The organism is Amycolatopsis sp. Hca4, from assembly GCF_013364075.1.
Classification (GTDB): Bacteria; Actinomycetota; Actinomycetes; order Mycobacteriales; family Pseudonocardiaceae; genus Amycolatopsis.
The window spans coordinates 7567162-7591319 of the sequence record NZ_CP054925.1 but is presented as its reverse complement, the minus strand read 5'-3'; the positions used below and the strand labels follow the sequence as shown (position 1 = coordinate 7591319).

The 24158-nt window shown below is 70.0% G+C and carries 23 protein-coding genes and 1 riboswitch; of the genes, 8 read left to right on the top strand and 15 right to left on the bottom strand.

Features of this window, described 5'->3' with window-relative positions; all coding sequences use genetic code 11:
* Positions 1-45: 45 nt before the first annotated feature.
* From HUT10_RS34355 to typA, 5 genes are all read right to left on the bottom strand, one after another.
* A complete protein-coding gene (locus tag HUT10_RS34355) occupies positions 46-975 on the bottom strand; it encodes an ABC transporter permease (RefSeq protein WP_176174988.1) in 930 nt (309 codons plus the stop codon).
* Positions 968-1984: an ABC transporter permease gene (locus HUT10_RS34350; RefSeq protein ID WP_176174987.1), complete on the bottom strand. Its 1017-nt coding sequence runs from the start codon at positions 1982-1984 to the stop codon at positions 968-970. The genes HUT10_RS34355 and HUT10_RS34350 overlap by 8 nt, the downstream gene beginning before the upstream one ends.
* 186 nt (positions 1985-2170) lie before the next feature.
* A complete protein-coding gene (locus HUT10_RS34345; protein WP_176174986.1) occupies positions 2171-3982 on the bottom strand; it encodes an ABC transporter family substrate-binding protein in 1812 nt (603 codons plus the stop codon).
* 289 nt (positions 3983-4271) lie between these two features.
* Positions 4272-6008, bottom strand: a complete 1737-nt coding sequence (locus HUT10_RS34340; RefSeq protein WP_176174985.1) for an ABC transporter family substrate-binding protein — start codon at positions 6006-6008, stop codon at positions 4272-4274.
* 375 nt (positions 6009-6383) lie between these two features.
* Positions 6384-8309, bottom strand: a complete 1926-nt coding sequence (typA, locus tag HUT10_RS34335; protein ID WP_176174984.1) for a translational GTPase TypA — start codon at positions 8307-8309, stop codon at positions 6384-6386.
* Between the two features lie 193 nt (positions 8310-8502).
* Between typA and HUT10_RS34330 the strand changes: the two genes are divergently transcribed.
* Complete coding sequence (locus tag HUT10_RS34330; protein WP_003090169.1) at positions 8503-8652, top strand: hypothetical protein; 150 nt, start codon at positions 8503-8505, stop codon at positions 8650-8652.
* Here HUT10_RS34330 and HUT10_RS34325 read toward each other — a convergent pair.
* Positions 8649-8948, bottom strand: a complete 300-nt coding sequence (locus HUT10_RS34325; protein ID WP_176174983.1) for a YciI family protein — start codon at positions 8946-8948, stop codon at positions 8649-8651. The two genes, HUT10_RS34330 and HUT10_RS34325, sit on opposite strands and share 4 nt — an antisense overlap.
* A gap of 178 nt (positions 8949-9126) precedes the next feature.
* On the opposite strand from HUT10_RS34325, the gene trpS reads away from it, so the two are divergent.
* The gene (trpS, locus tag HUT10_RS34320; protein ID WP_176174982.1) at positions 9127-10092 is read left to right on the top strand and encodes a tryptophan--tRNA ligase; all 966 of its coding nucleotides are present in this window, start codon (positions 9127-9129) and stop codon (positions 10090-10092) included.
* On the opposite strand, the gene HUT10_RS34315 is transcribed toward trpS, so the two are convergent.
* The 3 genes from HUT10_RS34315 to HUT10_RS34305 all read right to left on the bottom strand — a co-directional run bounded on the left by HUT10_RS34315 (position 10085) and on the right by HUT10_RS34305 (position 12712).
* Positions 10085-10474, bottom strand: coding sequence for a (deoxy)nucleoside triphosphate pyrophosphohydrolase (locus HUT10_RS34315; RefSeq protein WP_176174981.1), 390 nt, complete (start codon positions 10472-10474; stop codon positions 10085-10087). The two genes, trpS and HUT10_RS34315, sit on opposite strands and share 8 nt — an antisense overlap.
* 205 nt (positions 10475-10679) lie before the next feature.
* On the bottom strand, positions 10680-11999 hold the full coding sequence (locus tag HUT10_RS34310) for a HAMP domain-containing sensor histidine kinase (RefSeq protein ID WP_176174980.1): 1320 nt from the start codon (positions 11997-11999) through the stop codon (positions 10680-10682).
* Complete coding sequence (locus tag HUT10_RS34305; protein ID WP_176174979.1) at positions 11996-12712, bottom strand: response regulator transcription factor; 717 nt, start codon at positions 12710-12712, stop codon at positions 11996-11998. The genes HUT10_RS34310 and HUT10_RS34305 overlap by 4 nt, the downstream gene beginning before the upstream one ends.
* Positions 12713-12860: 148 nt before the next feature.
* On the opposite strand from HUT10_RS34305, the gene HUT10_RS34300 reads away from it, so the two are divergent.
* The 3 genes from HUT10_RS34300 to HUT10_RS34290 are packed head-to-tail and all read left to right on the top strand — an operon-like array spanning position 12861 to position 15801.
* Positions 12861-13955, top strand: coding sequence for an outer membrane lipoprotein carrier protein LolA (locus HUT10_RS34300; RefSeq protein WP_176174978.1), 1095 nt, complete (start codon positions 12861-12863; stop codon positions 13953-13955).
* Positions 13952-14926: an ABC transporter ATP-binding protein gene (locus HUT10_RS34295; protein ID WP_176174977.1), complete on the top strand. Its 975-nt coding sequence runs from the start codon at positions 13952-13954 to the stop codon at positions 14924-14926. The genes HUT10_RS34300 and HUT10_RS34295 overlap by 4 nt, the downstream gene beginning before the upstream one ends.
* Positions 14923-15801 (top strand): ABC transporter permease, encoded by an 879-nt coding sequence (locus tag HUT10_RS34290; protein WP_176174976.1) that lies wholly within the window; start codon positions 14923-14925, stop codon positions 15799-15801. The genes HUT10_RS34295 and HUT10_RS34290 overlap by 4 nt, the downstream gene beginning before the upstream one ends.
* 51 nt (positions 15802-15852) lie before the next feature.
* Here HUT10_RS34290 and HUT10_RS34285 read toward each other — a convergent pair whose 3' ends face one another.
* The 4 genes from HUT10_RS34285 to HUT10_RS34270 all read right to left on the bottom strand — a co-directional run bounded on the left by HUT10_RS34285 (position 15853) and on the right by HUT10_RS34270 (position 20299).
* Positions 15853-16500, bottom strand: a complete 648-nt coding sequence (locus tag HUT10_RS34285) for a DUF998 domain-containing protein (protein WP_176174975.1) — start codon at positions 16498-16500, stop codon at positions 15853-15855.
* Between the two features lie 120 nt (positions 16501-16620).
* Positions 16621-17655 carry an ABC transporter ATP-binding protein gene (locus tag HUT10_RS34280; protein WP_176174974.1) on the bottom strand — a complete coding sequence of 345 codons (1035 nt, stop codon included), beginning with the start codon at positions 17653-17655 and terminating at the stop codon, positions 16621-16623.
* The gene (locus HUT10_RS34275) at positions 17655-19211 is read right to left on the bottom strand and encodes an iron ABC transporter permease (protein ID WP_176178161.1); all 1557 of its coding nucleotides are present in this window, start codon (positions 19209-19211) and stop codon (positions 17655-17657) included. The genes HUT10_RS34280 and HUT10_RS34275 overlap by 1 nt, the downstream gene beginning before the upstream one ends.
* A gap of 44 nt (positions 19212-19255) precedes the next feature.
* Positions 19256-20299: a thiamine ABC transporter substrate binding subunit gene (locus tag HUT10_RS34270; RefSeq protein WP_176174973.1), complete on the bottom strand. Its 1044-nt coding sequence runs from the start codon at positions 20297-20299 to the stop codon at positions 19256-19258.
* Positions 20300-20321: 22 nt separating this feature from the next.
* Positions 20322-20428, bottom strand: a riboswitch (TPP riboswitch).
* A 32-nt stretch (positions 20429-20460) separates the two neighbouring features.
* Here HUT10_RS34270 and HUT10_RS34265 point away from each other — a divergent pair.
* A complete protein-coding gene (locus HUT10_RS34265; protein ID WP_176174972.1) occupies positions 20461-20745 on the top strand; it encodes a 4a-hydroxytetrahydrobiopterin dehydratase in 285 nt (94 codons plus the stop codon).
* Positions 20746-21150: 405 nt separating this feature from the next.
* Here the strand turns inward: HUT10_RS34265 and HUT10_RS34260 are convergent, their stop codons facing one another.
* Entirely contained in the window at positions 21151-21882 is a 732-nt protein-coding gene (locus tag HUT10_RS34260; RefSeq protein ID WP_176174971.1) for a hypothetical protein, read from the bottom strand.
* Positions 21883-21963: 81 nt separating this feature from the next.
* A complete protein-coding gene (locus HUT10_RS34255; protein ID WP_254897145.1) occupies positions 21964-22206 on the bottom strand; it encodes a hypothetical protein in 243 nt (80 codons plus the stop codon).
* A 179-nt stretch (positions 22207-22385) separates the two neighbouring features.
* Between HUT10_RS34255 and HUT10_RS34250 the strand changes: the two genes are divergently transcribed.
* The gene (locus HUT10_RS34250) at positions 22386-23624 is read left to right on the top strand and encodes a putative T7SS-secreted protein (RefSeq protein ID WP_176174970.1); all 1239 of its coding nucleotides are present in this window, start codon (positions 22386-22388) and stop codon (positions 23622-23624) included.
* Positions 23621-24157 (top strand): hypothetical protein, encoded by a 537-nt coding sequence (locus HUT10_RS34245; RefSeq protein WP_176174969.1) that lies wholly within the window; start codon positions 23621-23623, stop codon positions 24155-24157. Before HUT10_RS34250 ends, HUT10_RS34245 begins: the two co-directional genes overlap by 4 nt.
* Position 24158: the final 1 nt, after the last annotated feature.

The following is a 24158-nucleotide window of genomic DNA, read 5'->3' as shown; positions in this document are numbered from 1 at the left end:
ACGGACGCGGGGGTGACCGGATCCGGTCACCCCCGCGTCGCGCGTTCAGGCCTTCATTCTCCGCTGGCGCGGGTCGAAGGCGTCGCGAAGACCGTCACCGATGAAGTTGATCGTCAGTGAAATCAGCACGAGCACGACGAACGGACCGAAGAACAGCGCCGGCCGGGTCTGCAGCTGGGCGTAGTTCTCCAGGATGACGCGGCCGAGCGAGGTGTCCGGCAACTGGACGCCCAGTCCGATGAACGACAGCGCGGCTTCCGCCAGCACGGCCTGCGCGACCGCGAGGGTCGCGTTGACCGTGATGCTGCCGACCATGTTCGGCACCAGATGCTTGAAGATGATCCGGAACGTTCCCGCACCCGAGGCACGGGCGGCGTCGACGAACTCGCGCTGGGACAGCGACATCGCCTCGGCGCGGGTGATCCGGGCGATCTGCATCCAGCCGAACGCCGCCAGCACCAGCGCGACGATGTACCACGAACCGCCGCCGAACACCTTGGCGAGGATGGCCGCCGCGGCGATCTGCGGGATGATCAGGAACAGGTCCGTCACCCGGGAGATCGCCGAGTCGGAGAACCCGCGCAGGTAGCCGGCGACCGCGCCGAACACGACACCGATCACGGTGGCCAGGATCGACACCGTGAGGGCGATGAGGAGCGAGTACTGCGTGCCGCGCAGCACCTGCGCGACCATGTCCTTGCCGACCTGCGTGGTCCCGAGCGGGAACTCGCCGCTGGGCTTGGCGAACGACGGGAACGAGCTGTCCTGGTAGCTGTGCTTCCAGAAGATCGGCATCAGGATGCTGATCAGCACGATCAGGAGCAGCACGGCCGTGGAGGCCATCGCCAGCTTGTGGTGCAGGAACTTCCGCAGCACCAGCTTGCCCTGGCTCCGCGGCTCGGGCAGCGCCTCCGGGGGAAGCGTGCCTTCGGCGGCAGCGGTTTCGCTCGCGAGAAGAGAGTTCAAGTCAGCCAACGCGAATCCTCGGGTCCAGGATGCCGTACATCAGGTCGGCGATCAGGTTGGCGACGATGACACTGCTGGCGATCACCACGAGCCAACCCATCATCACCTGAGTGTCGTTCTTGGTGACGGCTTCCACCAGCAATGTGCCCATACCGTGCCAGTTGAAGACCGTCTCGGTGATGATCGCGCCGGCGAGCACCGAGCCGAAGTTGACCGAGAACAGCGTCGACACCGGGATCAGCGCGTTGCGGAACGCGTGCCGGAAGATGACCCGGCCGTTGCCGAGGCCCTTGGCGCGCGCGGTGCGCACGTAGTCCGAGCCCATCACCTCGAGCATCGAGGCGCGCTGGAACCGGCTGTACGCGGCGAAGCTGATCGCCATGATCGACAGCGTCGGCAGCAGGTACGCGCCGATGGTGCTGGTGATGAAGTCGCCGATGCCGTCGGTCCGCAGCTGCTCCGGGCTGGTCGTGCGCAGCCACGGGTTGCCGAGGACGTCCGACAGGCCGAGGTCGCGCACCCAGCCGTTGATCTCGATCGCGTAGCGCTTCAGCACGATCGCGACGCAGAAGATCGGCATCGAGAAGAGCAGGAAGGCGAGGGTGGTCGCGATGTAGTCGATGATCGAGTACTGCTTCACCGCGGCCAGCACGCCGACGATGATGCCGATGAGCAGCGCGAGGATCTCGGCGCCGACGACCAGCTTGAGGGTGACGCCGAAGGCGGCCATGACCTTGGGGGCGACCGGCGCGAGGGCGTTGCCCTGCGCGATGGAGATGCCCCAGTTCCCGCTCAGGAAGTCGCCGAGCCACGTGAAGTAGCGGGGGACGATGCCCTGGTCGAGACCGAGCTTGGCGGCCGTGGCGGCCAGCGCTTCCTTGCTGATGGTCGGGTTCTGCCGCAGCTCGCCCAGCGGGTCACCGGTGCCGGCGACCATCACGAAACACAGAAAAGTCCCGACCAGCAGGACGGGAATCGATATCGCCAGACGGCGAAGGATGTAGATCACCAGGTTCAACGAACTGCTCCTCATCCGGGCCTGGTCGTCAGAAGTGCGCTGGACCGCTACCCGGTTGTCTACCGTAGTGGCGGTAACCCTACGGTCAACAGCTACTTCCGGTGGGTACCGGGGCCCGGCTCGTGGCCGGACCCCGGTACCTCCCAGGTCATCTGGAGCGAGGGGAAAGAAGAGGCGGGGCGAGCCCTACTTCTTCTGCTCCCACTCGCCGACGTTCCACAGAACACCGTCGTACGACTGCATGTAGACGCGGTCGATGCCCTTGAACGCCCACATGCTCGGCGTCTGGAACAGCGGCAGGGTCGCGTAGTCGTCGGCGATGGCCTTGTCGGCCTCCTGGTACTTCTGCAGCTTGACCTGCTCGTCGGTCGCCTTCACCGCAGCGTTGTAGGCGTCGTCGATCTTCGGGTCGCACAGAGCCTGGTAGTTCTGCTCACCACCCTTGTCCGGGCAGACGTAGATCGACTTCGACTCCGCCTTGAACGGCTGGGCCGACCAGCCGAACAGCGCCACGTCGTAGTCACCGGTCGAGACGCGGCCACCCTTGAGGAAGTTGGCGTCGGTCTCGTCCTTGACCTCGATGCCGGCCGCCTTGGCCTGCGAGATGATGATCTCGACGGTCTGGCTGCGGCGGGCGTTCTGGTTGTGCGTGATCTTGAACGAGGCACGCACGCCGTTCTTGGCGAAGATGCCGTCGGCGCCCTTGGTCCAGCCGGCGTCGGTCAGCGTCTTGGCCGCGGCTTCGGCACCCAGGCCGGCCTTGCTGCTGTACAGGTCGGTGTAACCGGGCTCACCCTGGAAGAACACCACGCTGTTCAGCGGCTCCGCGTCCGCCTGGACCTCCTTGAGCAGCTTGTCCGTGATCTCCTTGCGGTTGACCGACTCGAGGAACGCCTTGCGGAGGTCCTTGTCGGCGAACATGCGCTTGAAGTTCAGGTCGAGGTGCTCGTAGGTCAGCTGCGAGGCCGAACCGTAGGTCACGCCCTGCGCCGCGAGGCCCTTCATCGTCTGGGCCGCGGTGGCGTCCGGCTGGGTCGACGCGGCAACGTCGATCTCACCGTTCTGCAGCGCGGTCGCCATCGCCTTGGTGTCTTCCATGGCGCGGACGATGATCTTCGACGGGCCACCCTTGCCGCCGGCCCACATGGGGTTCTTCTCGAGGGTGACGGCCTTCTGGTTGGCGTCGAACGCGGTGATCTTGTACGGGCCGGAAGCGGGCATGATGTCCGCCTTGAAGCCCTTCCACTCGTTCGACCAGAAGTCACCGGCGGCCTTGATCTGGGCCGGGTCGCCGGTCGGGGCCAGCTTGGTGATGTCGGCGATGCCGGTCTTGGACTCGAGGACGTGCGCGGGCAGGATCGACGGCGCGTTGAACAGGCCCTTGTAGTCCAGGTAGGGCTCGCTGTAGTCGGTGACGAAGGTCAGCGGGTCCTTGCAGGTCGCCTTGTTGATCAGCGAGTACCCGGTGGTCGAGGCCGAGTTGAACGGGTTCTTGCCGTCCGGGCCCTTGGCCAGGCCGCTCTGCGACAGCCACGCCAGGTACAGGTCCTTGCAGTCGTAGGCCTGACCGTCCGACCACTTGATGTTCGGCTTGATCTTGTACGTGACCTGCTGCGGCTCCTTCTGCGTGACGTCCCACGACTCGAAGATGTCGTTGTTCAGCAGGATCTTGTTGTTGCCGTCGAGCTTCAACGTGCCGGAGAGCACCGCGGCCAGCACGTAGTTGTTGTACGAGCTGTTGGTGTCCGGGGTCTGGTTGTTGTACCCCGAGTACCCGTCGTCGATACCGATCGTGACCGTGCCGTCGTACCCCGGGGTGTCCGCGAGCTTGAACAGGTCGCCGGTCTCGGCCTTGCCGACAGCCATCGCCTTGACGTCGGTCGACGATCCGTTCTTGTCGGTGTTGCCCGAACCCGAATCACCACCGCTGCAGGCGCTCAGCAACAGCGAAGCGCCGGCGACGAGCGACAAAGCGGAGACTGCTTTGGATCTCCTCATGAAGTGTGCCCTCCTAGCACTGAGCCCTTGAATATCGGGACAAGGGCCCACACCGCTCCGGTTGGATGGGCCGGAGCCTACGACACGCCAAGCGACACTCAACTGGCGCACTGCGGGAGCACGCTAGAAAGGAAAAGCACCGACAGTCACCAGTTCCGGGTCGATCGTGACCAAAGGGTGACTTCCAGTCGACATCCAGAAATACGACGGTTACCTCATGGATTCACAACGTCCCACTCGAAGGCGTTGGTAAAGATCACCCGGTAGTACTGAATGCGTAGCCAACCGATTACTTCGGGCCGCGAGTCCAGTTCACCGCCGACCCGAACGGGCCCACCATGGGGGGACCGGGGGTGACGCCCGAGATGCCCGATCCGATCGCCAGGGTGTCAGCCAATTGGAACAACGGAATCACCACGTTCTGGCGCCAAAGTTCAGGCTCAAGAGTGGTGAGCGCCTCGCCGATCGGGGTCGATCCGGACAGCGCCGCCTCGATCGACGGCTGCAGCGCCGGGTCGCAGAACCCGGCCGCGTTGCCCGGCACGACGGGCTTGGTCTTGTCCACCCCGGCGGCCGTCTGCTCCGGGCGGCAGCCGAAGGTCGACGCGAGCACCGACGCGGCGTCGCCGCCGACCGCCTGCGGGACGACCGCGATGTCGACCCCGACGTTGCCCGCCGAATCGCCGGTCGGCTGCTGGACGCCGCCGACGACCGGCATCGCCAGCAGGCCGCTGAACAGGTCACGCGGTTGCGGCGTGATCGCGTTGACCTCGATGCCCTGCGCGGCGAGCTCGCCGGTGAGCTCCTTGGCGATGGTCGCGTACGGCTCCTGGGCCAGCGGCGAGGCGATGACCAGCGAGAGCGCCTTGCCGTTCTTGCGCCAGGTGCCCGCGGTCTTCGTGTAGCCGGCCGCCTTCAGCGACTGCTCGGCCTTGGCGACGTCGGGCGCGGTGGGCGGGCCGGGCGGGATGGTCGCCGCGTAGCCCTTCACCGACGGCGCGGTCACCTGGGCGTCGGCGTGCAGGGCCGACGACGGGCCGCCGTTGACGCCCTCGGTGATCAGCTTGGCGCGGTCGATCAGCGCGGCCACGCCCGCGCGGACCTGGGCGTCCTGCAGGGTCGCGCTGACCGGGCGCAGCAGCACGTCGGCCACCACCGGCCGGGCCACCGTGTGCAGCTTGACGGCCGGGCCGAGCTCGCCGAGCAGCTTGAGCTCGTCGCCGCTCGTGCGGGCCAGCGCGAACTGGTCGTTGCCGCTGCGCAGCGCGGCCAGCAGCGTGTTCTGGTCCGAGCGGCGCAGCACGATCCGGTCGATCGCGGCCGGCTTCTCCCAGTAGCGCTCGTTGCGCTCGAGGATCACCTCGCCGCGGGCGGTGTCCAGGCTCTTGATCGAGAACGGGCCGGCGACGGCCGGGAAGTTCGACGCGAGCGCCCCGCGCCAGCCGTCGGGCGCGTCCTTGAGCAGGTGGGCGGGCAGCAGGTCGGAGAACAGCGTCTGCCAGCCCGGGTAGGGCTTGGCGAAGGTGACCTCGACGCGCTTGCCGCCTTCACGGGACTGCAGGTCGGTGATCTGCCGGTAGCCGGCGGGCCCGATCACGCCGGGCTGGTCCCGCAGCTGGGTGCGCAGGTAGTCGAAGTCCTCGGCGGCGATCGGCGCGCCGTCGGACCAGGACGCGTCCGGCCGGATCTCGTAGGCCACCACGAACGGCTGCTGCGAGATCACCTCGGCGGACTTCATCAGGTTCTTGTCCAGCTGGGTGGTGCCGTCGTCCTTCTGGCGGAAGACCGACGGCAGCAGCAGCTGCGAGAGCGCGGACGTGACCTGGGACGAGTCCGCGAGGTTGTGCGGGTTGTACCCGCCGAGCACGTCGTCGACGCCGACGACGATCTGCGACGGCGTCTTGCCGGTGGTGGACACGGGCGCGACCGACGAGGAGACGACCGGGGGTGGCGGGGTGTTGGAGCAGGCGGTGAGCAGCACGGCCGCGAGTGCCAGTACCGGCACCGCCTTGCGATTCACCCGCACGCCCCGTTCCTCCCAGTTTCGCCCCGATCGGGTCAGCCATGCTCCCACGACCGCCTTCGCCGCCGGAACCGAGATTCCCATACCCGGATCGGGCCGCCCCGCCGCCCCAAGGTGGCGCTACCGGAAAGGACGCGCGGCACGCCGTCCGGGTTCCCGGACCGTTCCGGAACGGCGGAACGAACACGGGCCGGACACGAATGCGGTTCACACCGGTGGCCGGCGCCAGGTGATGAAGCCGTCGCGACCCCTATAAAGATATAAGGAGAAGAACGCGGCAATTTCTGACGCTGGGTTCGCACCGGCCGACCCAGCGTAGGGGAACGGGCACGAAAAAACCTCCCGGTGCGCGGCACCGGGAGGTTTTTTCGAGGCGAATCAGCCGTTGTCGCGGCTCTTGGCGCGCGAACGCTCCTTCGCGCGGGTGTTCACGTCCAGGGTGACCTTGCGGACCCGGACGACCTCGGGCGCGACCTCGACGCACTCGTCGACCGAGCAGAATTCCAGGGCCTCTTCCAGGCCCATCTTGCGCGGCCGGGCCAGCGTCTCCATCACGTCGGCGGAGGACTGACGCATGTTGGTCAGCTTCTTCTCCTTGGTGATGTTGATGTCGAGGTCCTCGAAGCGCGGGTTCTCACCCACGACCATGCCCTCGTAGACGTCCGCGCCCGGCTCCACGAAGAAGGTGCCGCGGTCGGCCAGCTGGATCATCGCGTACGCGGTGACCGGGCCCGACCGGTCGGCGACCAGGGAACCGCTGTGCCGGGTGCGGATCTCGCCCGCCCACGGGAAGTAGCCCTCGAACACGTGGTTCGCGATGCCGGTGCCGCGGGTCTCGGTGAGGAAGTCGGTGCGGAAGCTGATCAGGCCGCGCGACGGGAGCACGTACTCCAGCTTGATCCGGCCGGTGCCGTTGCCGCTCATGTCCTCCATGCGGCCCTTGCGGGCGGCCAGGAGCTGGGTGATCGCGCCGAGGTGCTCCTCCGGCGAGTCGATGTAGAGGCGCTCGAACGGCTCGTGCAGCTTGCCGTCGATCGTGCGCAGGACCACCTGCGGCTTGCCGACGGTCAGCTCGAAGCCTTCGCGGCGCATCTGCTCGACCAGGATGGCCAGCGCCAGCTCGCCACGGCCCTGGACCTCCCAGGTGTCGGGGCGCTCGGTCGGCAGGACGCGGATCGAGACGTTACCGATCAGCTCCTGGTCGAGGCGGGCCTTGACCAGCCGCGCGGTGACCTTGTCGCCGCCGTTGCGCCCGGCCAGCGGCGAGGTGTTGACGCCGATGGTCATCGAGATCGCGGGCTCGTCGACGGTGATCCGGGGCAGCGCGACCGGGTTGTCGGAGTCGGCGAGCGTGTCGCCGATGGTGATGTCCGGGATGCCCGCGATGGCGACGAGCTCGCCCGCGCTGGCCTCGGTCGCCGGGACGCGGGTGAGCGCCTCGGTGACCAGCAGCTCGGAGATGCGCACGTTCTGCGTGGTGCCGTCCGCGCGCATCCAGGCCACGGTCTGGCCCTTGCGCAGCTTGCCGGCGTGGATGCGGATCAGCGCGATGCGGCCCAGGAAGTTGGACGCGTCGAGGTTGGTGACCAGCGCCTGCAGCGGCGCGTCGAGGTCGGCGGCGGGCGGCGGCACGTGGCGCAGCAGCGTGTCGAACAGCGGGTCGAGGTTCTCGCTCTCCGGGACCTCGCCGTCGGCGGGCTGCTCCAGGCTCGCCTTGCCGGCGCGCGCGGAGGCGTAGACGACCGGGAGGTCGAGGATCGCGTCGTGGTCGGCGTCCTCGATGTCGCTGGCCAGCTCGAGCAGCAGGTCGTGGGTCTCCTCGACGACCTCGGCGATCCGGGCGTCCGGCCGGTCGGTCTTGTTGACCAGCAGGATCACCGGCAGGCCGGCTTCGAGGGTCTTGCGGAGCACGAACCGGGTCTGCGGGAGCGGGCCCTCGGACGCGTCGACCAGCAGGACGACGCCGTCGACCATGGCCAGGCCGCGCTCGACCTCGCCACCGAAGTCGGCGTGGCCGGGGGTGTCGATGACGTTGATCGTCACCTGGCCCTCGGGCGTCTGGCGGTGGATCGAGGTGTTCTTCGCGAGGATCGTGATGCCCTTTTCGCGCTCCAGCTCCCCGGAGTCCATCACGCGGTCGACGACCTCGGCACGCTCCGCGAAGGCGCCGGACTGGCGCAGCATCGCGTCGACGAGGGTGGTCTTGCCGTGGTCGACGTGGGCTACGATCGCGACATTGCGCAGGTCGGGCCGGGTCTTACCGGTCGGCCGGCCGGTTTCGACGGTAGCGCTGGCTGCGGGCACGCGAGAACTCCTGAACTTCAAGGGTTGGATGGCCGCGCAGCCGTTCAGGCATCCCGTGACCGGCTCTGGTCACACGCGGACCTCACCCAGGATACCTGCCACCCCGCTGTGAGCGGCCCCACGCCCCCCTCTCGGTTAGGCTGACCTAACGTGGAAACCCGGTGAAGGTCGCCGATCCGGAAGGTGCGTGCGCGTGGGCAAGAAGCCGAAAGACCCGCGGAAGGTCGTGCGCAAGCTCATGAAGGCCGGCAAGGTCAAGAAGAAGTGCTGCCGGTCGAAGCCGCGCTGCAAGAAGTGCCCGGTATTGGCTCTGAAGAAGGCGAAGGAAGACCTGGCCGCCTAATGCGGTACCGCCTCGTTGAGCAAGCGCAGCTCCGGGGCGGTCTTGGTCGGCGAGAACTCGATCACCTCGTACTGCGCCAGGTGCTGCACGCAGAAGGGGTCGGACGCCAGGATCGCGTCCAGCTTCCCGCGGGACATCGGCCGCGTGATGATCACGCCGCCGGTGCGCGGGTTCCGCCGTCCCGACGCCAGGAAGTGGCCGTGCTCGTACTGCTTGTTCAGCCACTCGGCGTGGTCCGGGAGCGCGTAGTCGATCTCCTCGATCGGTGCTGTGTAGTTCAACAGGACGACATACATGGTTAGACGGTAGACCCGCACGCCACTTCGCGCCTATGCTCGCCGTATGCGCGTGCAGACGTCCTGGTGGCCGCCCTCGGCGGCCGTCCCAGTCCTGCGCTGATCACCAGCGGCCGCCCCGGACGGGCGGCCTTTTTCATGCCTTCTCCGGGGTGGTCCCACCTCGGAAGGAAAAGCCATGAGCAAGCTGTCCGGCATCACCCCGTCCGGCCACGTCCACCTCGGCAACCACCTCGGGGCCGTGCGCCGCTGGGCGCGCGAAGGCGGCGCGGACGACCTGTACTTCGTCGCCGACCTGCACGGCATGACGACGCCGCACAACCCGGCGAAACTCCGGTCACTGGCGCGTGAACAGCTGGCGGTGCTGATCGCCGCCGGCATCGATCCCGAGCGGGTGTTCGTCCAGTCCGACCTGGCCCGCGAGCTGGGCGCGCTGACCTGGGTCCTGGAGTGCACCTGCAACTACGGCGAGGCCGCGCGGATGATCCAGTTCAAGGAGAAATCGAAAGGTCAGGCCGGGGTGCGGCTGTCGCTGCTGACGTACCCGGCGCTGATGGCCGCGGACATCCTGCTCCAGGGCGCGGACGAGGTGCCGGTCGGCGAGGACCAGCGCCAGCACGTCGAGCTGACGCGCACGCTGGCCAAGCGCTTCAACGGCACGTACGGCGACGTGTTCACCATCCCGCGCGCGGTGCTGCCGCCGTCGGGCGCGCGGGTGAAGGACCTGGCCGACCCGACGCGCAAGATGTCGAAGTCGGCGCGGGACGCGGTGGGCGTGGTGTTCGTGCTGGAGGAGCCGGACCAGATCCGCCGCAAGATCCGCCGCGCGGTCACCGACGGCGGCTCGGTGCCGGTCCACGCCCCGGAGACCCGGCCGGGGATCTCGAACCTGCTGGAGATCCTGGCCGCCTGCCGGGGCGGGTCCCCGGCCGAGCTCGCCGACGAGTTCGGCTCCTACGGCGCGGTGAAGGACGCCGTCGCCGACGCGGTGATCGAGGAGCTGCGGCCGTTGCGTGAACGGGCGTCGGCGCTGCTCGACGACGTCTCGGAGCTGGACCGGGTGCGGAAAGCGGGTGCCGAGCGCGCCCGCGAGCGCGGGTCGCACCGGCTCGACGCGGCGCTGCGGATGATCGGGGCTAACTGAGCAGCGCGCGGAAGGCAGGCAGCAGGATCCGGTCGGCGGGCAGCCAGTCGACGTCGTCGAGGTCGTCGGGCCCGAGCCAGCGCAAGGCTCGGTGCTCGACGGCCCGCGGCTCTTCCCCGGGCGAGACGAGTGTCGCGGCGTAGATCCGGAGGACCTTCCCGCCGGGCAGCGGGACGTCCTCCCCGACCCGGTCGCCGACCTCGACGACGACGTCGAGCTCCTCGCTGCACTCGCGGGCCAGCGCGAACGCCTCGGACTCCCCGTCTTCGACCCGGCCACCGGGCAGTTCCCACTGCCCGGCGTGCTTCGGCGGCCAGGCCCGCTGCTGGGCCAGCAGCTTCCCGTCCCGCACCAGGGCGGCTCCCACGATCACAGCGTTCACAGTCCCGGAACTTACCCGGAAGCCCCCACCCCGGCCGCACACCGTGTCGCCCCGCCAATCACGCGAGATCCCCCTCCAATCACGCGAGATGCCCCTCCAATCACGCGAGATGCCCCTCCAATCACGCGAGACACGCCCCCGATCACGCGATCCGACCCTCCAGCTACGCGAACCGACCCGCTGGGTACGCCAACCGACCGTTCCGTCACGCCTCCCGGCCCGCGGCCGCGCGCCAGACGACCACGAACCGGGCCCCGCCGTCCGGCGACTCGCCCACCTGGACCCGCCCGCCCCGGCGCCGGACCGTCTCCGCCACCATCGCCAGCCCCAGACCCGTGCCGCCCGAGGACCGGGCCCGGTCGTCCGCGATCCGGTAGAACCGGTCGAACACCTTCTCGCGGTGCTCCGGCGCGATCCCCGGCCCGTCGTCGTCGACCACGACCCGCACCGACGACCGCGACGCCAGCACCGACACCACGATCTGCCCGCGCGCGTACCGGCACGCATTGCGCAGCAGGTTGTCCAGCACCAGCTCCACCTCCGCGTGCGCGGAAGACGCCCACGCCTGCGCGACCGCCGTGCTCACCCGGGTCTCCGGCGCCCCGGCCGGCAGCCGGGCCACCGCCGAACGCACCTCGCTCACCAGCTCGACCGGTGACGACGGCGGCACCTCCCCCGCGTCGGACCTGGCCAGCGACAGCAGCCCGTCCAGCAGCGACGACAGCCGCTCGGCCTCCGTCAGGATGTCCGACAGCGTCTCCTGCGCCAGCTCCGGATCCGGGTTGGCCACCGCCACCTCGGCCTGCACCCGGATCGACGCCACCGGCGACCGCAGCTCGTGCGCCGCGTCGCCGGTGAACCGCCGGAGGCGCTCGGCCGCCTGCTCCTGCCGTTCCAGCAGCGCGTTGAACTCCTCCGCCAGCGCCCGCAGCTCGTCGTGCGAGTCCGGCAGCGCCAGCCGCGCCCCCGGCGGCAGCGATCGCACCGAACCCCGCATCCGCGCGACCGGCCGCAGCGACAGGCGTACCACCAGCCACGTCGCGAACCCCGCGACCAGCGCACCGACCGTGGCGACGACCACCAGCCACACGCCGCCGTAGTGCACCGCGGCGGCGAACCCGACCAGGCCGGCCCCGGCGACGACCAGCCGCTGCGACCCGTCCGGCGCGCTGACGACCGTGCCGAGGTACCGCGCGCCGTCGCGCTGCACCGGCTGTCCCGCCTTGAGCGTCGACACGTCGGAAGACGCGAGCCCGGTCGGGGTGCCGCCGTCCACCGGCGTGCCCGCGATGTCGAGCACCCGCAGCGTCACCGGCGCGGCACCGGACAGCGCGCGCCCGGCGCTCACCTCGGCGCCCGCCGGGCCGAGCGCGGCGGAGAGCTCGCGGTCGACCGAGCCGATGAGCAGCGGCGAGAGGTTCGACGCGGCCAGCGTCGCGAGCCCGAGCAGGCAGGCCAGGGTGATCGTCGCGGCCAGCACGGTGATCCGGGCCTGCAGGGACCGGCCCCGCCACCAGGAGATCACGGGGTGATGACCTCGTCGAGCTGCGCGTCGGACGCCAGGTAGCCGTGCCCCCGCACGGTCCGCAGCAGGGCACCCGCGCCGACGGCGTCGAGCTTGCGGCGCACGTACCCGACGTAGACCTCGACGAGGTTGCGCGTCACGGCCTGTTCCTCGCCCCAGACCGCGCGCAGCAGCTCGTCCTTCGTGACGACCGTGCCCGCCCGGCCGACGAGCACCTCCAGCAGCGCGAACTCCCGCGGGCTCAGCCCGACCTCTTCGTCGTGCCAGTGCACCTGCCGCAGTCCGCGGTCGACGGCCAGCGCGCCGAGCCGGAGCGTCCCGCGGCCTGCCTCCGGCCCGGCCCGGCGCAGCACCGCGCGGACCTGCGCGACCAGCACCACGAACGAGAACGGCTTGACGAGGTAGCCGTCGGCACCGAGGTCGAGGCCGTCGGCCTGGTCGATCTCGCCGTCCTTGGCCGAGACGAGCAGCACCGGCGTCATGACGCCGTCCTTGCGCAGCCGTTCCAGCACGCGGTAGCCGGACAGGCCCGGCAGCATGATGTCGAGGAGGATGACGTCGAACGAGCCCGTGCTCGCCAGCTGCAGGCCGGTGGGCCCGTCCGCGGCGGTGACCACGTCCATGTCCTCCGCGCGCAGCCCGCGTTGCAGGGCCTTGCGCACGCCCGGTTCGTCGTCGACCACCAGCACCCGAGGTTTCACGAGACTCATCATGGCCGGTTTCCGCAGGTCGTGCGTCAGCTCTCAGCACGATCTCAGTGTCGGAGAGGGAACCTTCAGGGGTATCTCAGCCTCGAGAGGGAAGCGTCGTGGCCAGGGAGCCGGGCACACTCGAGTCCGGGAACACCACAGGGAGAGACGCATGAAACCGAAGACGAAGGGCATCACGGCCGCTGTCCTCGGCACCGCGCTCGGTGCCGGCGGGCTCGCGTTCGTCGCGATGCCGGCCAGTGCCGACGACAAGCCGGCGCTGCCGCAGGTGAGCGCCGAGGACCTGGTGCAGTCGGTGGTCAAGGCGAAGCCGGGCGCGTTCGACGGCACGCTGAAGGTGAGCAACGACCTGGGCCTGCCCGCGGTGGGGAACGCGGTGCCGGGCGCGCAGGCGCTGAACATGGACTCCGCCCACATCTTCACCGACGGCGCGGGCAAGAGCCGGCTGGCCGTCACGCAGGGCGCGAGCCAGGAGACCGTGGTCCACGACGGCACCACCGTCTGGGACTACAGCTCCAAGACGAACACCGCGACCAAGCTGACCGTCCCGGCCGACGTGGCCCAGCGCAAGGGCGCGGGCAGCGACAAGACGGCCGACCCGCTGGCGGCGTCGACCGAGCTGCTGGCGAAGGTCCGCGAGAGCAGCACGGTGTCGGTCGACGGCACCGCGTCCGTCGCCGGCCGCTCGGCCTACGAGCTGGTCCTGACGCCGAAGCCGACCGAGCGGACGCTGCTGCGCGAGATCCGCGTCGCGGTCGACTCGCAGACGCGGATGCCGCTGCGGGTGTCGGTGCTGAGCAACGGCACGGCGACGCCGGCGCTGGAGGTCGCGTTCACCGAGATCGAGTTCACCCAGCAGCCGGCCGACCTGTTCACCTTCACCCCGCCGAAGGGCGCGAAGGTGCAGGAGAAGACGCCGCAGGTCGACCAGCACGCCAAGGACCTGGCCGAGCAGGCCAAGCAGGACACGAAGGTCGTCGGCGACGGCTGGGACACCGTCGTCACCGGCAAGGTCCCGGCGGACGCGCTGAACGCGGCGCCGAAGCAGTCCGGGCGTGAGGGCCGGGGGGCCAACGCCGACCCGAAGGCGCTGCTCGAGCGGTTCGGCAAGAAGGTCAGCGGCACCTGGGGCAGCGGCTACCTCTTCACCACGAAGGTCGGCACCGCCGTGCTGACCGACGACGGCCGCTTCGCCGCCGGTGCGGTGCCGGAGCAGGTCCTGTACGAGGCGCTGGGTCAGAAGTGACGAGCACGACGGTGCAGTCCGGGGCGGAGGTCTCTTCGGAGGCGTCCGCCCCGGCGGTCCCCCTGGCCGCGCGCACCCGGGGGTTGCGCAAGGTCTACGGCAGCACGGTCGCGGTCGACCACGTCGACCTCGACATCCCCGCGGGCGCGGTGGTCGGGATGCTCGGGCCGAACGGCTCGGGCAAGACGACGACCATCCGGATGCTGCTCGGGCTGGTCCGGCCGACCGAGGGCGAGGTCGAGCTGCTCGGCCGTCCGATGCCGGACGCGGCCGCGCACGCGCTGCCGGACGTCGGCGCGCTGGTCGAGGGGCCGGGCTTCCACCCGTTCCTGTCCGGGCGCGACAACCTGCTGCGCTTCGCCGCGGCCGAACCGCGGCTGTCGTCGGCCGGCATTCCGTCCGCAGTAGACACAGCGCTGGAGCGCGTCGGCCTGACCGGCGCGGCGCGGCGGCGGTACAAGGGGTACTCGCTCGGCATGAAGCAGCGGCTCGGGCTCGCTTCGGCGTTGCTCGTGCCGCGGAAGATGGTCGTCCTCGACGAGCCGACCAACGGCCTCGACCCTGCGGGTACCAGGGAGATCCGCAGGATCGTCGCCGAGCTGCACGCCGAGGGCGTCACCGTGCTGGTGTCGTCGCACCTGCTGGCCGAGGTCGAGGCGACCTGCACGCACGTGGCCGTGCTGCAGTCGGGGAACGTCGTCGCGCAGGGCGAGCTGGCGGAGCTGCTGGAGTCGGGGAACGCGGCCCTGCTGGTCCGCACGCCGGACGCGGAGAAGGCGATGGAAGTGTTGCGGGACAACCGGATCGGCGCGCGGCTCACGCCGGACGGCGTCCGGGCGGACCTCACCGCGACTGCCGCCCCCCGTGTCCTGGAGGTCCTGGTGGGCGCGGGGGTCGCGGTCCACGAGGCGACGCGGGCGCGCACCGGGTTGGAAGACCTGTTCGCGCGGCTGACGGAGGGGGCGGAATGACCGCGGTCCTGGAAGCACCGGCGGCCCGCACGGGCCACGACACGGTGCCGCTGACCCGGCTGCTGGCGGCGGAGCTGCGCTGGATCTTCCGGCGGCCGCGCACGCTGGCCGTGCTCGGGCTGCTGGCGCTGATCCCGGTGGTGATCGGCATCGGCCTGACCCTGGTGGACGACGCGGCGTCGTCGGGCGGGGGCCCGAACGACGGCGGCGGAGCCCTGCTGGCGTCGGCGGTCAACAACGCGTTCGTGCTGCCGATCGCGGCGATCGTGATGTCGCTGGCGCTGCTGCTGCCGTTGGCGTCGGCCATGGCCGGCGCGGACGCGATCGCGGGCGAGACGTCCCACGGAACCCTGCGCGGCTGGCTGATCGCCCCGGTCGGCCGGGGCCGCCTGCTGGCGGTCAAGGCGTTCGGCGTCGCGACGGTGTCGGTGGTTTCGGTGCTGGCGATGTGCGTGACGGGCGTGGTGACGGGCCTGATCATCAACGGCACGGATTCGCTGTTCACGCTGTCGGGAACGACGTTGTCCTTGGGCGGCGCACTGGCGCGGATCCTGCTGGTGGCGGGCTGGGTGGTACTGCAGCTGTGGGCGGTCGGCGCGGTGGCGCTGGCGATCTCCAGCTGGACGGAGCACCCGATGCTGGTGGTGGCTTCGGTGCTGGCGGGCGACATCGTGTTCACGATCCTGGGGTTCTTGACGTCGCTGGACTGGCTGCACCCGTTCCTGCTGACGCAGAACTGGTCGATGGCCCCGGCGGAGGTCCTGCAGGACCCGATGGGGACGCAGATGCTGGGCGAGGGTGCGTTGCGCGCGGCTTGCTACATCGTGATCGGGCTGTCGCTGGCATACGCAAGGCTGTCCACCCGAGACGGCTGAGGTTCTCCCCGGAGCCGGCAAGCCCGGCTTCGGGGAGAACACGGTGTCCGGCTAGCTTCCGGTGTTCTGCTTTTCGGTCGTACCGCGGACGAACCAGGCGACACCGAACGCGAAGATCGCGATCGTCTCCAGCCAGAGCACCGGGTTCACCGGGCCGAGCCGGTTGTGGGCGAACCACCCGAAGATCGCGATGAGCACCAAAGCCAGGACGATCACCACACCGCACGTGACGTAGATTTTGCGCCGAGGATCATTCGACTGCGGCGGCTGACCGGGCCGCTTTTCCGGGTGGCTGGGAAAAAGCCACAGGCAGAAGAGCGCGAGCGCCACGAAGAAACAGGTGGCGGCCGTGGCGTGCACCGCGGCCAGGACCTGGTCCGTCCCGTTGTAGTTTCCCGGAGGCGTGGTCGGGAACAGGGCGACGACGATTGCCGCGATGCCGGCGAAGGTGCTGATCAGGTCGCCCCGCGTGGCGTACCCGCGGTAGGACAGCAGGAAAACCCCGACCGCGCAGAGGCTGCCGACGAAGACACCACGCAGTTCGCTGTAGTAGTAGCCGCTGATCGAGCCCAGCAGGCCACCGCCCCAGATGAGGGACTTCCCGATCATCAGCACCCAAGGCAGGGCGATCCCGATGATCCCGATCGCTTTCCGCAGGAATCGGTAGGAGTGCACCAGGTTTGCGTCACCATTGGCCATGACCAGCTCCTCGGGCCGTTGTCGCGAACCCCGGGATCCGGCCGTCGACCGGAATCCGGAGCTTTGTGCACGACAGATGTCGCGCGACCAGAGCCCGCAAATACAACAGACACCGAAACGTTATGCGGATGCGTTTCTCGCCGTGTCCTGGCCGATCAGCGCGATGCCGTCCGGGTCGAACTGCAGCTTCACCGCGTCCCCCGCTCGCAGATCCGAAGCCGCCGGGGCGACCGCGTCCACAGTGGACTCCACCAGCCGGACCACCAGCCGTACGTGTTCCCTCCGGTGGACCGCCGCCACGACTTCACCCGGCACGCCCTCGCCGGCGACGCGCAGTGCGTGCGGCCGCAACCCCAGCCGCACCGGGCCGTCGGCGACCTCCGGGAGAGCTACTTCGCCGAGGGACGTGCGCACGCGCCCGTCCGTCGCGGTGCCGTCCACGAACGTCGTCACCCCCAGGAACCGGGCCACCTCGTCGTCCGCCGGGTTGCGCCACACCCTGCGGACCGCGCCCTCCTGACAGACCTCCCCCGCGTCCAGCACCGCGACCCTGTCCGCCAGTGTGAACGCCTCCTCCTGGTCGTGCGTCACCAGCAACGCCGTGATCTTGCTGCGCCGCAACAAGTCCGCCAGGTCGATCGCCAGCTGCTCGCGCAGCCCCGCGTCCAAACCGGACAGTGGCTCGTCCAGCAGCAGCAACCGCGGCTTCGGCGCCAACGCGCGCGCCAGCGCCACCCGCTGTGCCTGCCCGCCGGACAGCTCGGTCACGCGCCGCTTCTCGAAGCCGGCCAGGCCCACCAGCTCCAGCAGCTCGGCCACCCGCGGTGCCCACGACGACCGCGGGACGCCGTGCATGCGCAGGCCGAACGCGATGTTCGCCGCGACGTCGCGGTGGGTGAACAGCTGGCCGTCCTGGAACACCAGGCCGAAGCCGCGGCGGTGGACCGGGACCGGGCCGAGGTCTTCGCCGTCCCAGCTCACCGTGCCGCGGGCGGACGGCTCGAGGCCGGTGATCGCGCGCAGGAGCGTCGACTTGCCCGAGCCGGACGGGCCGAGCAGGGCCAGCACCTCGCGGTCGGCGATGTCCAGGCGAGCGTCGCGGACCGCCGCGAACGCTCCGTAGTGGACAGTCAGGCCCCGCACCGACAACGCCATCAGAACTCTCCCACCCCGCCGCGCCCGAGCCGGTCGATCAGCGCGACCGCCAGCACTGTCACGAGCATCAGCAGCGCGCACGCCGCGTACGCCATCTGGTTGTTCAGCTCGCCCGGGCGCGCCATCAGCGTCGCCACCGCGACCGGCAGCGTCGGCGCCGTCGGCCGGGCGAGGAAGCTCGTCGCGCCGAATTCGCCGAGGGCCACGACGAACCCGAACCCCGCCGCCGCGACCAGCGGCCGCAGCGTCAGCGGGAGGTCGATCTCCCGCCACACCCGCAGCGGGCTCGCCCCGAGCGTCGACGCGGCCTGCCGCAGCCGGACGTCGACCGAGCGCAGCACCGGCAGCACCATCCGCACCACCAGCGGGATGATCACCAGCGCCTGGGCCAGCGGCACCAGGTAGGGCGACGTCCGCAGGTCGCCCGGCAGCGCGTCGAGCGTCACCAGGTACCCGAAGCCGACGGTCACCGCGGACACGCCGAGCGGCAGCATCAGGACGGCGTCCATCGTCTCGCCGAGGCCCCGCGCGGCTCTCGCGGGCGACCGGCGCAGCGCCACCAGCACCACGGACGCGAGCACGCCGACGACCATCGCGAGCAGCGTCGCGTCGATGGCCACCTTGAGCGAGTTCAATGCGGCGTCCCAGCCGGACACCTGGAGCGCGCCCTTCTCGCCGGTGCTGGTCAGGGCCCGGTAACCGGCGAGGCTCCAGCCGTCCTCAGTGGACACCGATTCGGTGAGGAGCGCGACGATCGGCGTCACCAGCAACGCGAGCACGACGCCCGCGGCACCGACGACCCACCACTCGCCGCCCCGCGGCCGCCGGGCGCCGCGGGGACCGATCCGGGCGCCGTCCCGGCGCCGCCGGGCCAGCCCGCCGAGCACCAGCGCGGCGACCACGGCCGCGAACTGGATCAGCGACAGCGCGGCGGCCCCCGAGAGGTCGAGGAGGTCGACCGTCCGCAGGTAGATCTCGGTTTCCAGGGTCCGGTAGCGGGCGCCGCCGAGGATCAGCACGACACCGAAGCTGGTGGCGCAGAACAGGAACACCACGGCCGCGGCGGACGCGATGGCCGGCGCGAGCGCGGGCAGCGTCACCGACCGGAACGCCCGCCACGGCGACGCGCCGAGCGCCCGGGCGGCGTCGGTCGTCCGGGCGTCGAGCCGCGCCCACAGCCCGGCGACGGTCCGCGCGACGACGGCGACGTTGAAGAACGCGTTGGCCAGCACGATCGGCAGCACGCCGCCGTCCGGCCAGAGCGCGCGGAACGCCAGCCCGACGACCACGGTCGGCAGCACGAACGGCACGAGCACCAGCGTCCGCGCCAGGCCGACGCCGGGCAGCCGCACCCGGGCCAGCAGGAACGCCACCGGCAGCCCGGCCAGCACCGCGACCACCGTCGACGCGGCCGCGCTCCCGACGGTGAACCCGGCCAGCTGCCAGGTCCGCGGATCGCCGAGGACGACGTCGAGGCCACCTGCGGCGAACCCGCGGCCGATGATCGCGACGACCGGCCAGGCGAAGAACACCACCAGGAAGCCGATCGGAGCCAGGCCGAGCAGCGCCAGGCCCAACCCGCGGGCGGTGCGGGGTGGGGCTACTGCTGCACGAGCGTGCGCCATTCGCCGATCCACTTCTCGCGTCCGGCCTGCACCTGGTCCGCGGGCAGCGTCTGCGGCTTCTGCGGCAGCGGCGCGACCTGCGCCCAGCCCTGCGGCAGGTCGACACCCTGGCGCGCCGGGTAGACGTACATGTTGGCCGCGACCGTCGCCTGGAACTGCTGGGACAGCAGGAAGTCCACCACCTTGCGGGCGTTCTCGACCTGCTTGCCGCCGGCCAGCACGCCGGCGTACTCGACCTGCCGGTAGCAGGTGTCGAGCAGCGCCTTGGTGCGCGGCTTCCCGTCGTCGCCGACCTCGGCGGCCGGCGAGGACGCGTACGAGACGACGATCGGCCGCGGCCCCTTGCCGGACGAGCCGGAGAACTGCTTGGTGTAGGCCTCTTCCCAACCGCTGACGACCTGGACGCCGTTGGCCTTCAGCTTCGTCCAGTAGTCCTTCCAGCCGGCGTCGCCGTACTTGGCGATGGTGCCGAGGAGGAACGCCAGCCCGGGGGACGCGGTCGCCGGGTCCTCGACGACCAGCAGGTCCTTGTACTTCGGGTCGGCCAGGTCGTCGTAGGTCTCCGGCGCGGGGAGGCCCTTGCCGGTGAAGTAGTTCGTGTCGACGTTGACGCAGACGTCGCCGACGTCGACCGCGGAGAGCCGGTGCTCGGGGTCGACGGCGTAGCGCTGCGGCCCGCGGTCGGCCTCCGGGCTGGTGTAGGGCTCGAAGACGCCCTCGCTGAGCGCGCGCGAGGCGAAGGTGGAGTCGACGCCGTACGCGACGTCGCCGATCGGGTTGGCCTTGGTGAGCACCAGCTTGTTGGTCAGCGATCCGGCGTCGCCCTGCTTGAGCACGGAGACCTTGATGCCCGACTGCTTCTGGAAGGCGTCGAGCACCTCCTGCGGCGCGAGGAAGGAATCGTGCGTCACGAGGGTGACGGTGGGCGTCTGCTGCGTGCCGCCGTCCCCGTCCGACAGCGAGCACCCGGCGGCGACCACGCCGACGACGGCGATGGCCGTCGCAGCCCTGCGTTTCATCTACCCTCCTGCACTTCGCCGGACGCGGAGGGGAAGCCCTCCCGTCGCCGGCATGATCCGGTCAGGTGCGAACGGTCGCGGATACCCGCCTCTCAGCCCGGCACCCGCCGGACTCCCGTGGCAACCGTGCAGCGTAGTCGAGGACGCAGGACGATGGAGACATGACGGAAATCTTGAGCGACTCCGAGGCCGACGGACGGCTGGGCGCGGGCTGGACCAGGACGGGTGCGGTGATCTCGCGCGAGGTGGAGCTGGCGAGCTTCCCCCAGGCGATCGAGGTGGTGAACCGGGTGGCGGAGCTGGCCGAGACCGCCGACCACCACCCGGACATCGACATCCGCTGGCGCACGCTGACGTTCCGGCTCTCGACGCATTCGGCGGGCGGCTTGACGGCGAAGGACTTCGACCTGGCCGCCGAGATCGACGCGGTGCTCGCCGCCCTGTGATCCTGGTTACTCTGGGTGCACTTTTCCCGGGGTTCGACGTCTCTCGGTTACCGGAACCTTCGGGAGGGAGACGAGATGACTCAGGCAATCGTGGTCGGCACGGCAGCGTTCGCGACGATGGTGGCGGCGGCGGGCGGAGTGCTCTGGTTCACCGCCCGCAACCGCCGTCACCTGGACAGCTGAGAGTTCGATCACAGCTGTTAACGCGGGCCATGATCGGCGCGCTGTTCGGAGCGGAAGCATCGGTTTCACACCCCCGGGAACGCCATGAACAGCACCGCCCTGACCGCCGCCCAGCGCGCCTGGATCAACGCACTCGCCCCCGCGGTGGTGTTGATCGCGATCGCCCTGCTGGGCCTGCTCGGCTAGGCCGCACGTGCCGGTCGGACCAGCAGGTCCGGCGGGCTACCCGGCTTGGCCCGGTGTCTCCGGCGCTTCCGGGGCGGCGATGCCCGGAATGCCCGCCCCCGGCGCCGCCCGCGGTGCGCGCTGGTGAAAGCGGGCGTGTTCGACCCACCCGGGCGGGAGCCACCCGCCGGTCACCAGCTGCGGGTGGCGGGGGTGCACGGCAAGGGCCCAGGAGACGAACAGCAGTTCCGCCCAATCCGACTGGAGCATCCAGGAAATGGGGCCGTGCTCGCTGTTCCCGCTGAAGTGCACGGTCGCGGGCGCAACGACCGACAGACCGGAGATGTCGGTCCAGGGCCAGCGCAGGACGCTCGGGGTGTGCATGTAGAAGCCGTACTGGCTCAGGTAGACGTTCCCCTGCTCGATGGGGACCCAGCGCGGCACCGCCGCGGCCTGCGCGGCCCGGCGCGCCCGCGACTTGGCGATCGACCCGCCCACGAGCGTCCCGGCGACGAGCCCCAGCCCGACCGCGCCGGTGCCGAAGACCACGGGCGTGCTGACCTGCCAGCTGCCGTCGCCGAGCGCCCGGAAGTCGGAGAGCACGAACGACCCGCAGGCCCAGAACTTTTCGTCGCCGCCGATCGTCGGCGGAAACGGAGCGAGCACCTCATGGACGTCCTGCGTGCTCTGCCCGCCGGCCAGCAGGGCGGCGAGGTAACAGGTGTACCACAGCACTTCGTCGCGCTGCGTCCACGGCGGCACCGGATTCGCTGCCGTTTTCTGCCCCATCGTGAAAACCTTCCAGCCACCGGACGATGCGGCGGCCGATCCTAATGGCCGGGCGGCCCGGCGGGGGCGGTTACCGAGCGGTCACCACCCGGCTCGCCCAATACCGGCCGATTCGGGCGGGCATAAGGCGATGTGCTCCGGCGGCGGAAACCCGGCCGGCACGTCATCGGTCGTGGTCCAGTACTCCAGGCAGGACAGGCGCCCGTCTTCGGCGAACACGATGAGCCCGCCGTCAGGGACGTCGGCTTCGATCGCGACCGGACTGTCGGTGACCTCCGCGATCGGCAGGGTCCGGTCGGCTCCGAATTTGATGCGCCACGCCAACGCGAAGGCTCGATCGACGCAGCACAAGAGCGGGGCCTCCTGCTGGACGGCGAGGCCGACCTACTCGGCAAGGCAGCATCCGCCTACCGGGCGATCGAGCACACCAACACAGCGGCTCTGAAGTCCGATCCCGGGTGGGCCGCAGTCTCGCCCGACGAGCCGACGATTGGCGCTGTCTGATGGCGGAGCTCGGCCAGACGGCCGATCCGAAGGCCTTGATCCCCGGCGATCCGCCAGCCGTGTTCGAGAACGCCCGCGTACTGAGCGAACGAGCCAAGACGGCCCACGCGGTCGGGGACGCGCTCCGGCGGATCGACACCGGCGCCTGGCAGGGACCAGCGGCGGACAAGTTTCACGAGGACCATCAGACCGAGGTGCCTCGTTGGGGGCAGGCCGGCGACTCGTTGGACAACGCCGCTCTCGCGCTGACGGACTTCGCGAACTGTCTCTCCTGGGCGCAGGGGCAGGCAGCCGAAGCCATCGCCCAGTGGCAGCAGGGCGACAACGCCACCCAGCAAGCGAAGACCGACCATGATCGCGCTGTTGCCGATGCCGACGCGAAGACCCGGGCGAACGCACAACACGGTGACCCGACCGTGGTGCAGGCCCCACCGTTCATCGACCCCGGCGAGGCCCAACGCCAAGCCGCGCGGGACATTCTGAACCGCGCTCGGCAGCAGTTGGCGAGCGTAGGCAACCTGACGGCTGACGCACTCCGCTATGAGGGAGCAGTTGCGCCGCAGGACTCCCGGAAGCAGGCCGATGCGAACTTCTTCGGCGGCATCTGGGACAGCATCAAGGGGGCAGGTGAAGGCCTCTACCAGATCCTCGCGGATCCGGCTGAAGTCGTCGCATCGATGGCGCACAACATCGCGCATCCGGTCGACACGTTCAAAGAGATGGTCGCCTGGGACGACTGGGCCAACGGCCACGGCGACCGCGCATTGGGCAAGATCACCGGCAACATGCTGCTTGGGTTCACCGCGTTCGGCGCGGGAAAGCTGCTCAAGGAGCGCGCACCCGGGCACGGCGAGCACGAGCCCGATTCGGAGCGCGGTATCCCGGGAGAGAGCAGCACTCCGGACGTAGCCACCAACTTCGCGCCTACCGACGTGTCCAAGGTCAAGGAGCATCTTTCCCGGCCCGGCCTTGACCATTTCGGACCGAACGACGTGATGCTGGACCGAATCGGGAAGGCCCTGGCTGAGGGAAAGCCGCTGTCAGAGGCACAGACCAACTTCATGCGTCACGAAACGCTCGAGGCGAAGCTGATGGATGGCGGGATGGGCTACGAAGAAGCGCACGCCGAGGCATTGCAGACCCATCCTCCCGACAAGAATTATGATCCCGACGTGATCGACCAGGAGCCCCTGTTCGGTCCGTGGTGGCGGAGGATGAACGGGTTGGGACCGCGATGACGATCGTTGAAGTGGAACGGCACGGCCTCGTCGCGATCGGCGACGGCGATCACCCAGCGGCATACCAAGCCGAAGAGTGGCTACGGTCGTCCCGGCCGGCCATGGGCGCCGTGGCGAACCCTGTCCGGATGCACGTCGAAGTCCTGCGACGGTTCGGTGGTCTCGCTCCACGCGCTCTTGTCGGCGGACAGTTCACGCCCGGCCAGGGCGACCAGACGCAGTTCGCCGTGGCCGTGGCGACCTTCGGCTTGTTCGACGCGGACGAGGAGCCGACCTGCACGAGCGAGCTGTGGAAGGAACCGTTCACTGTCGGGCTGCCCATCGAGTTCGCCCGAGCAGTGTCCAGCGCGCTCAGCGAGGGGCCCGGTCTCCCCTCGGGGACCCTCGCGATCGACCGCGCAGGCTTCGACCTGGTCAATTCGTCCGAGATGATCTTCGGGCAGGCGACAGCTGTACTGATGACTGCCATGGCCGCGCAGCTTTCGGGACAGGATGCCGACGCCGCGGCCAGGTCGCTCGTCAGCACCTGGTGAG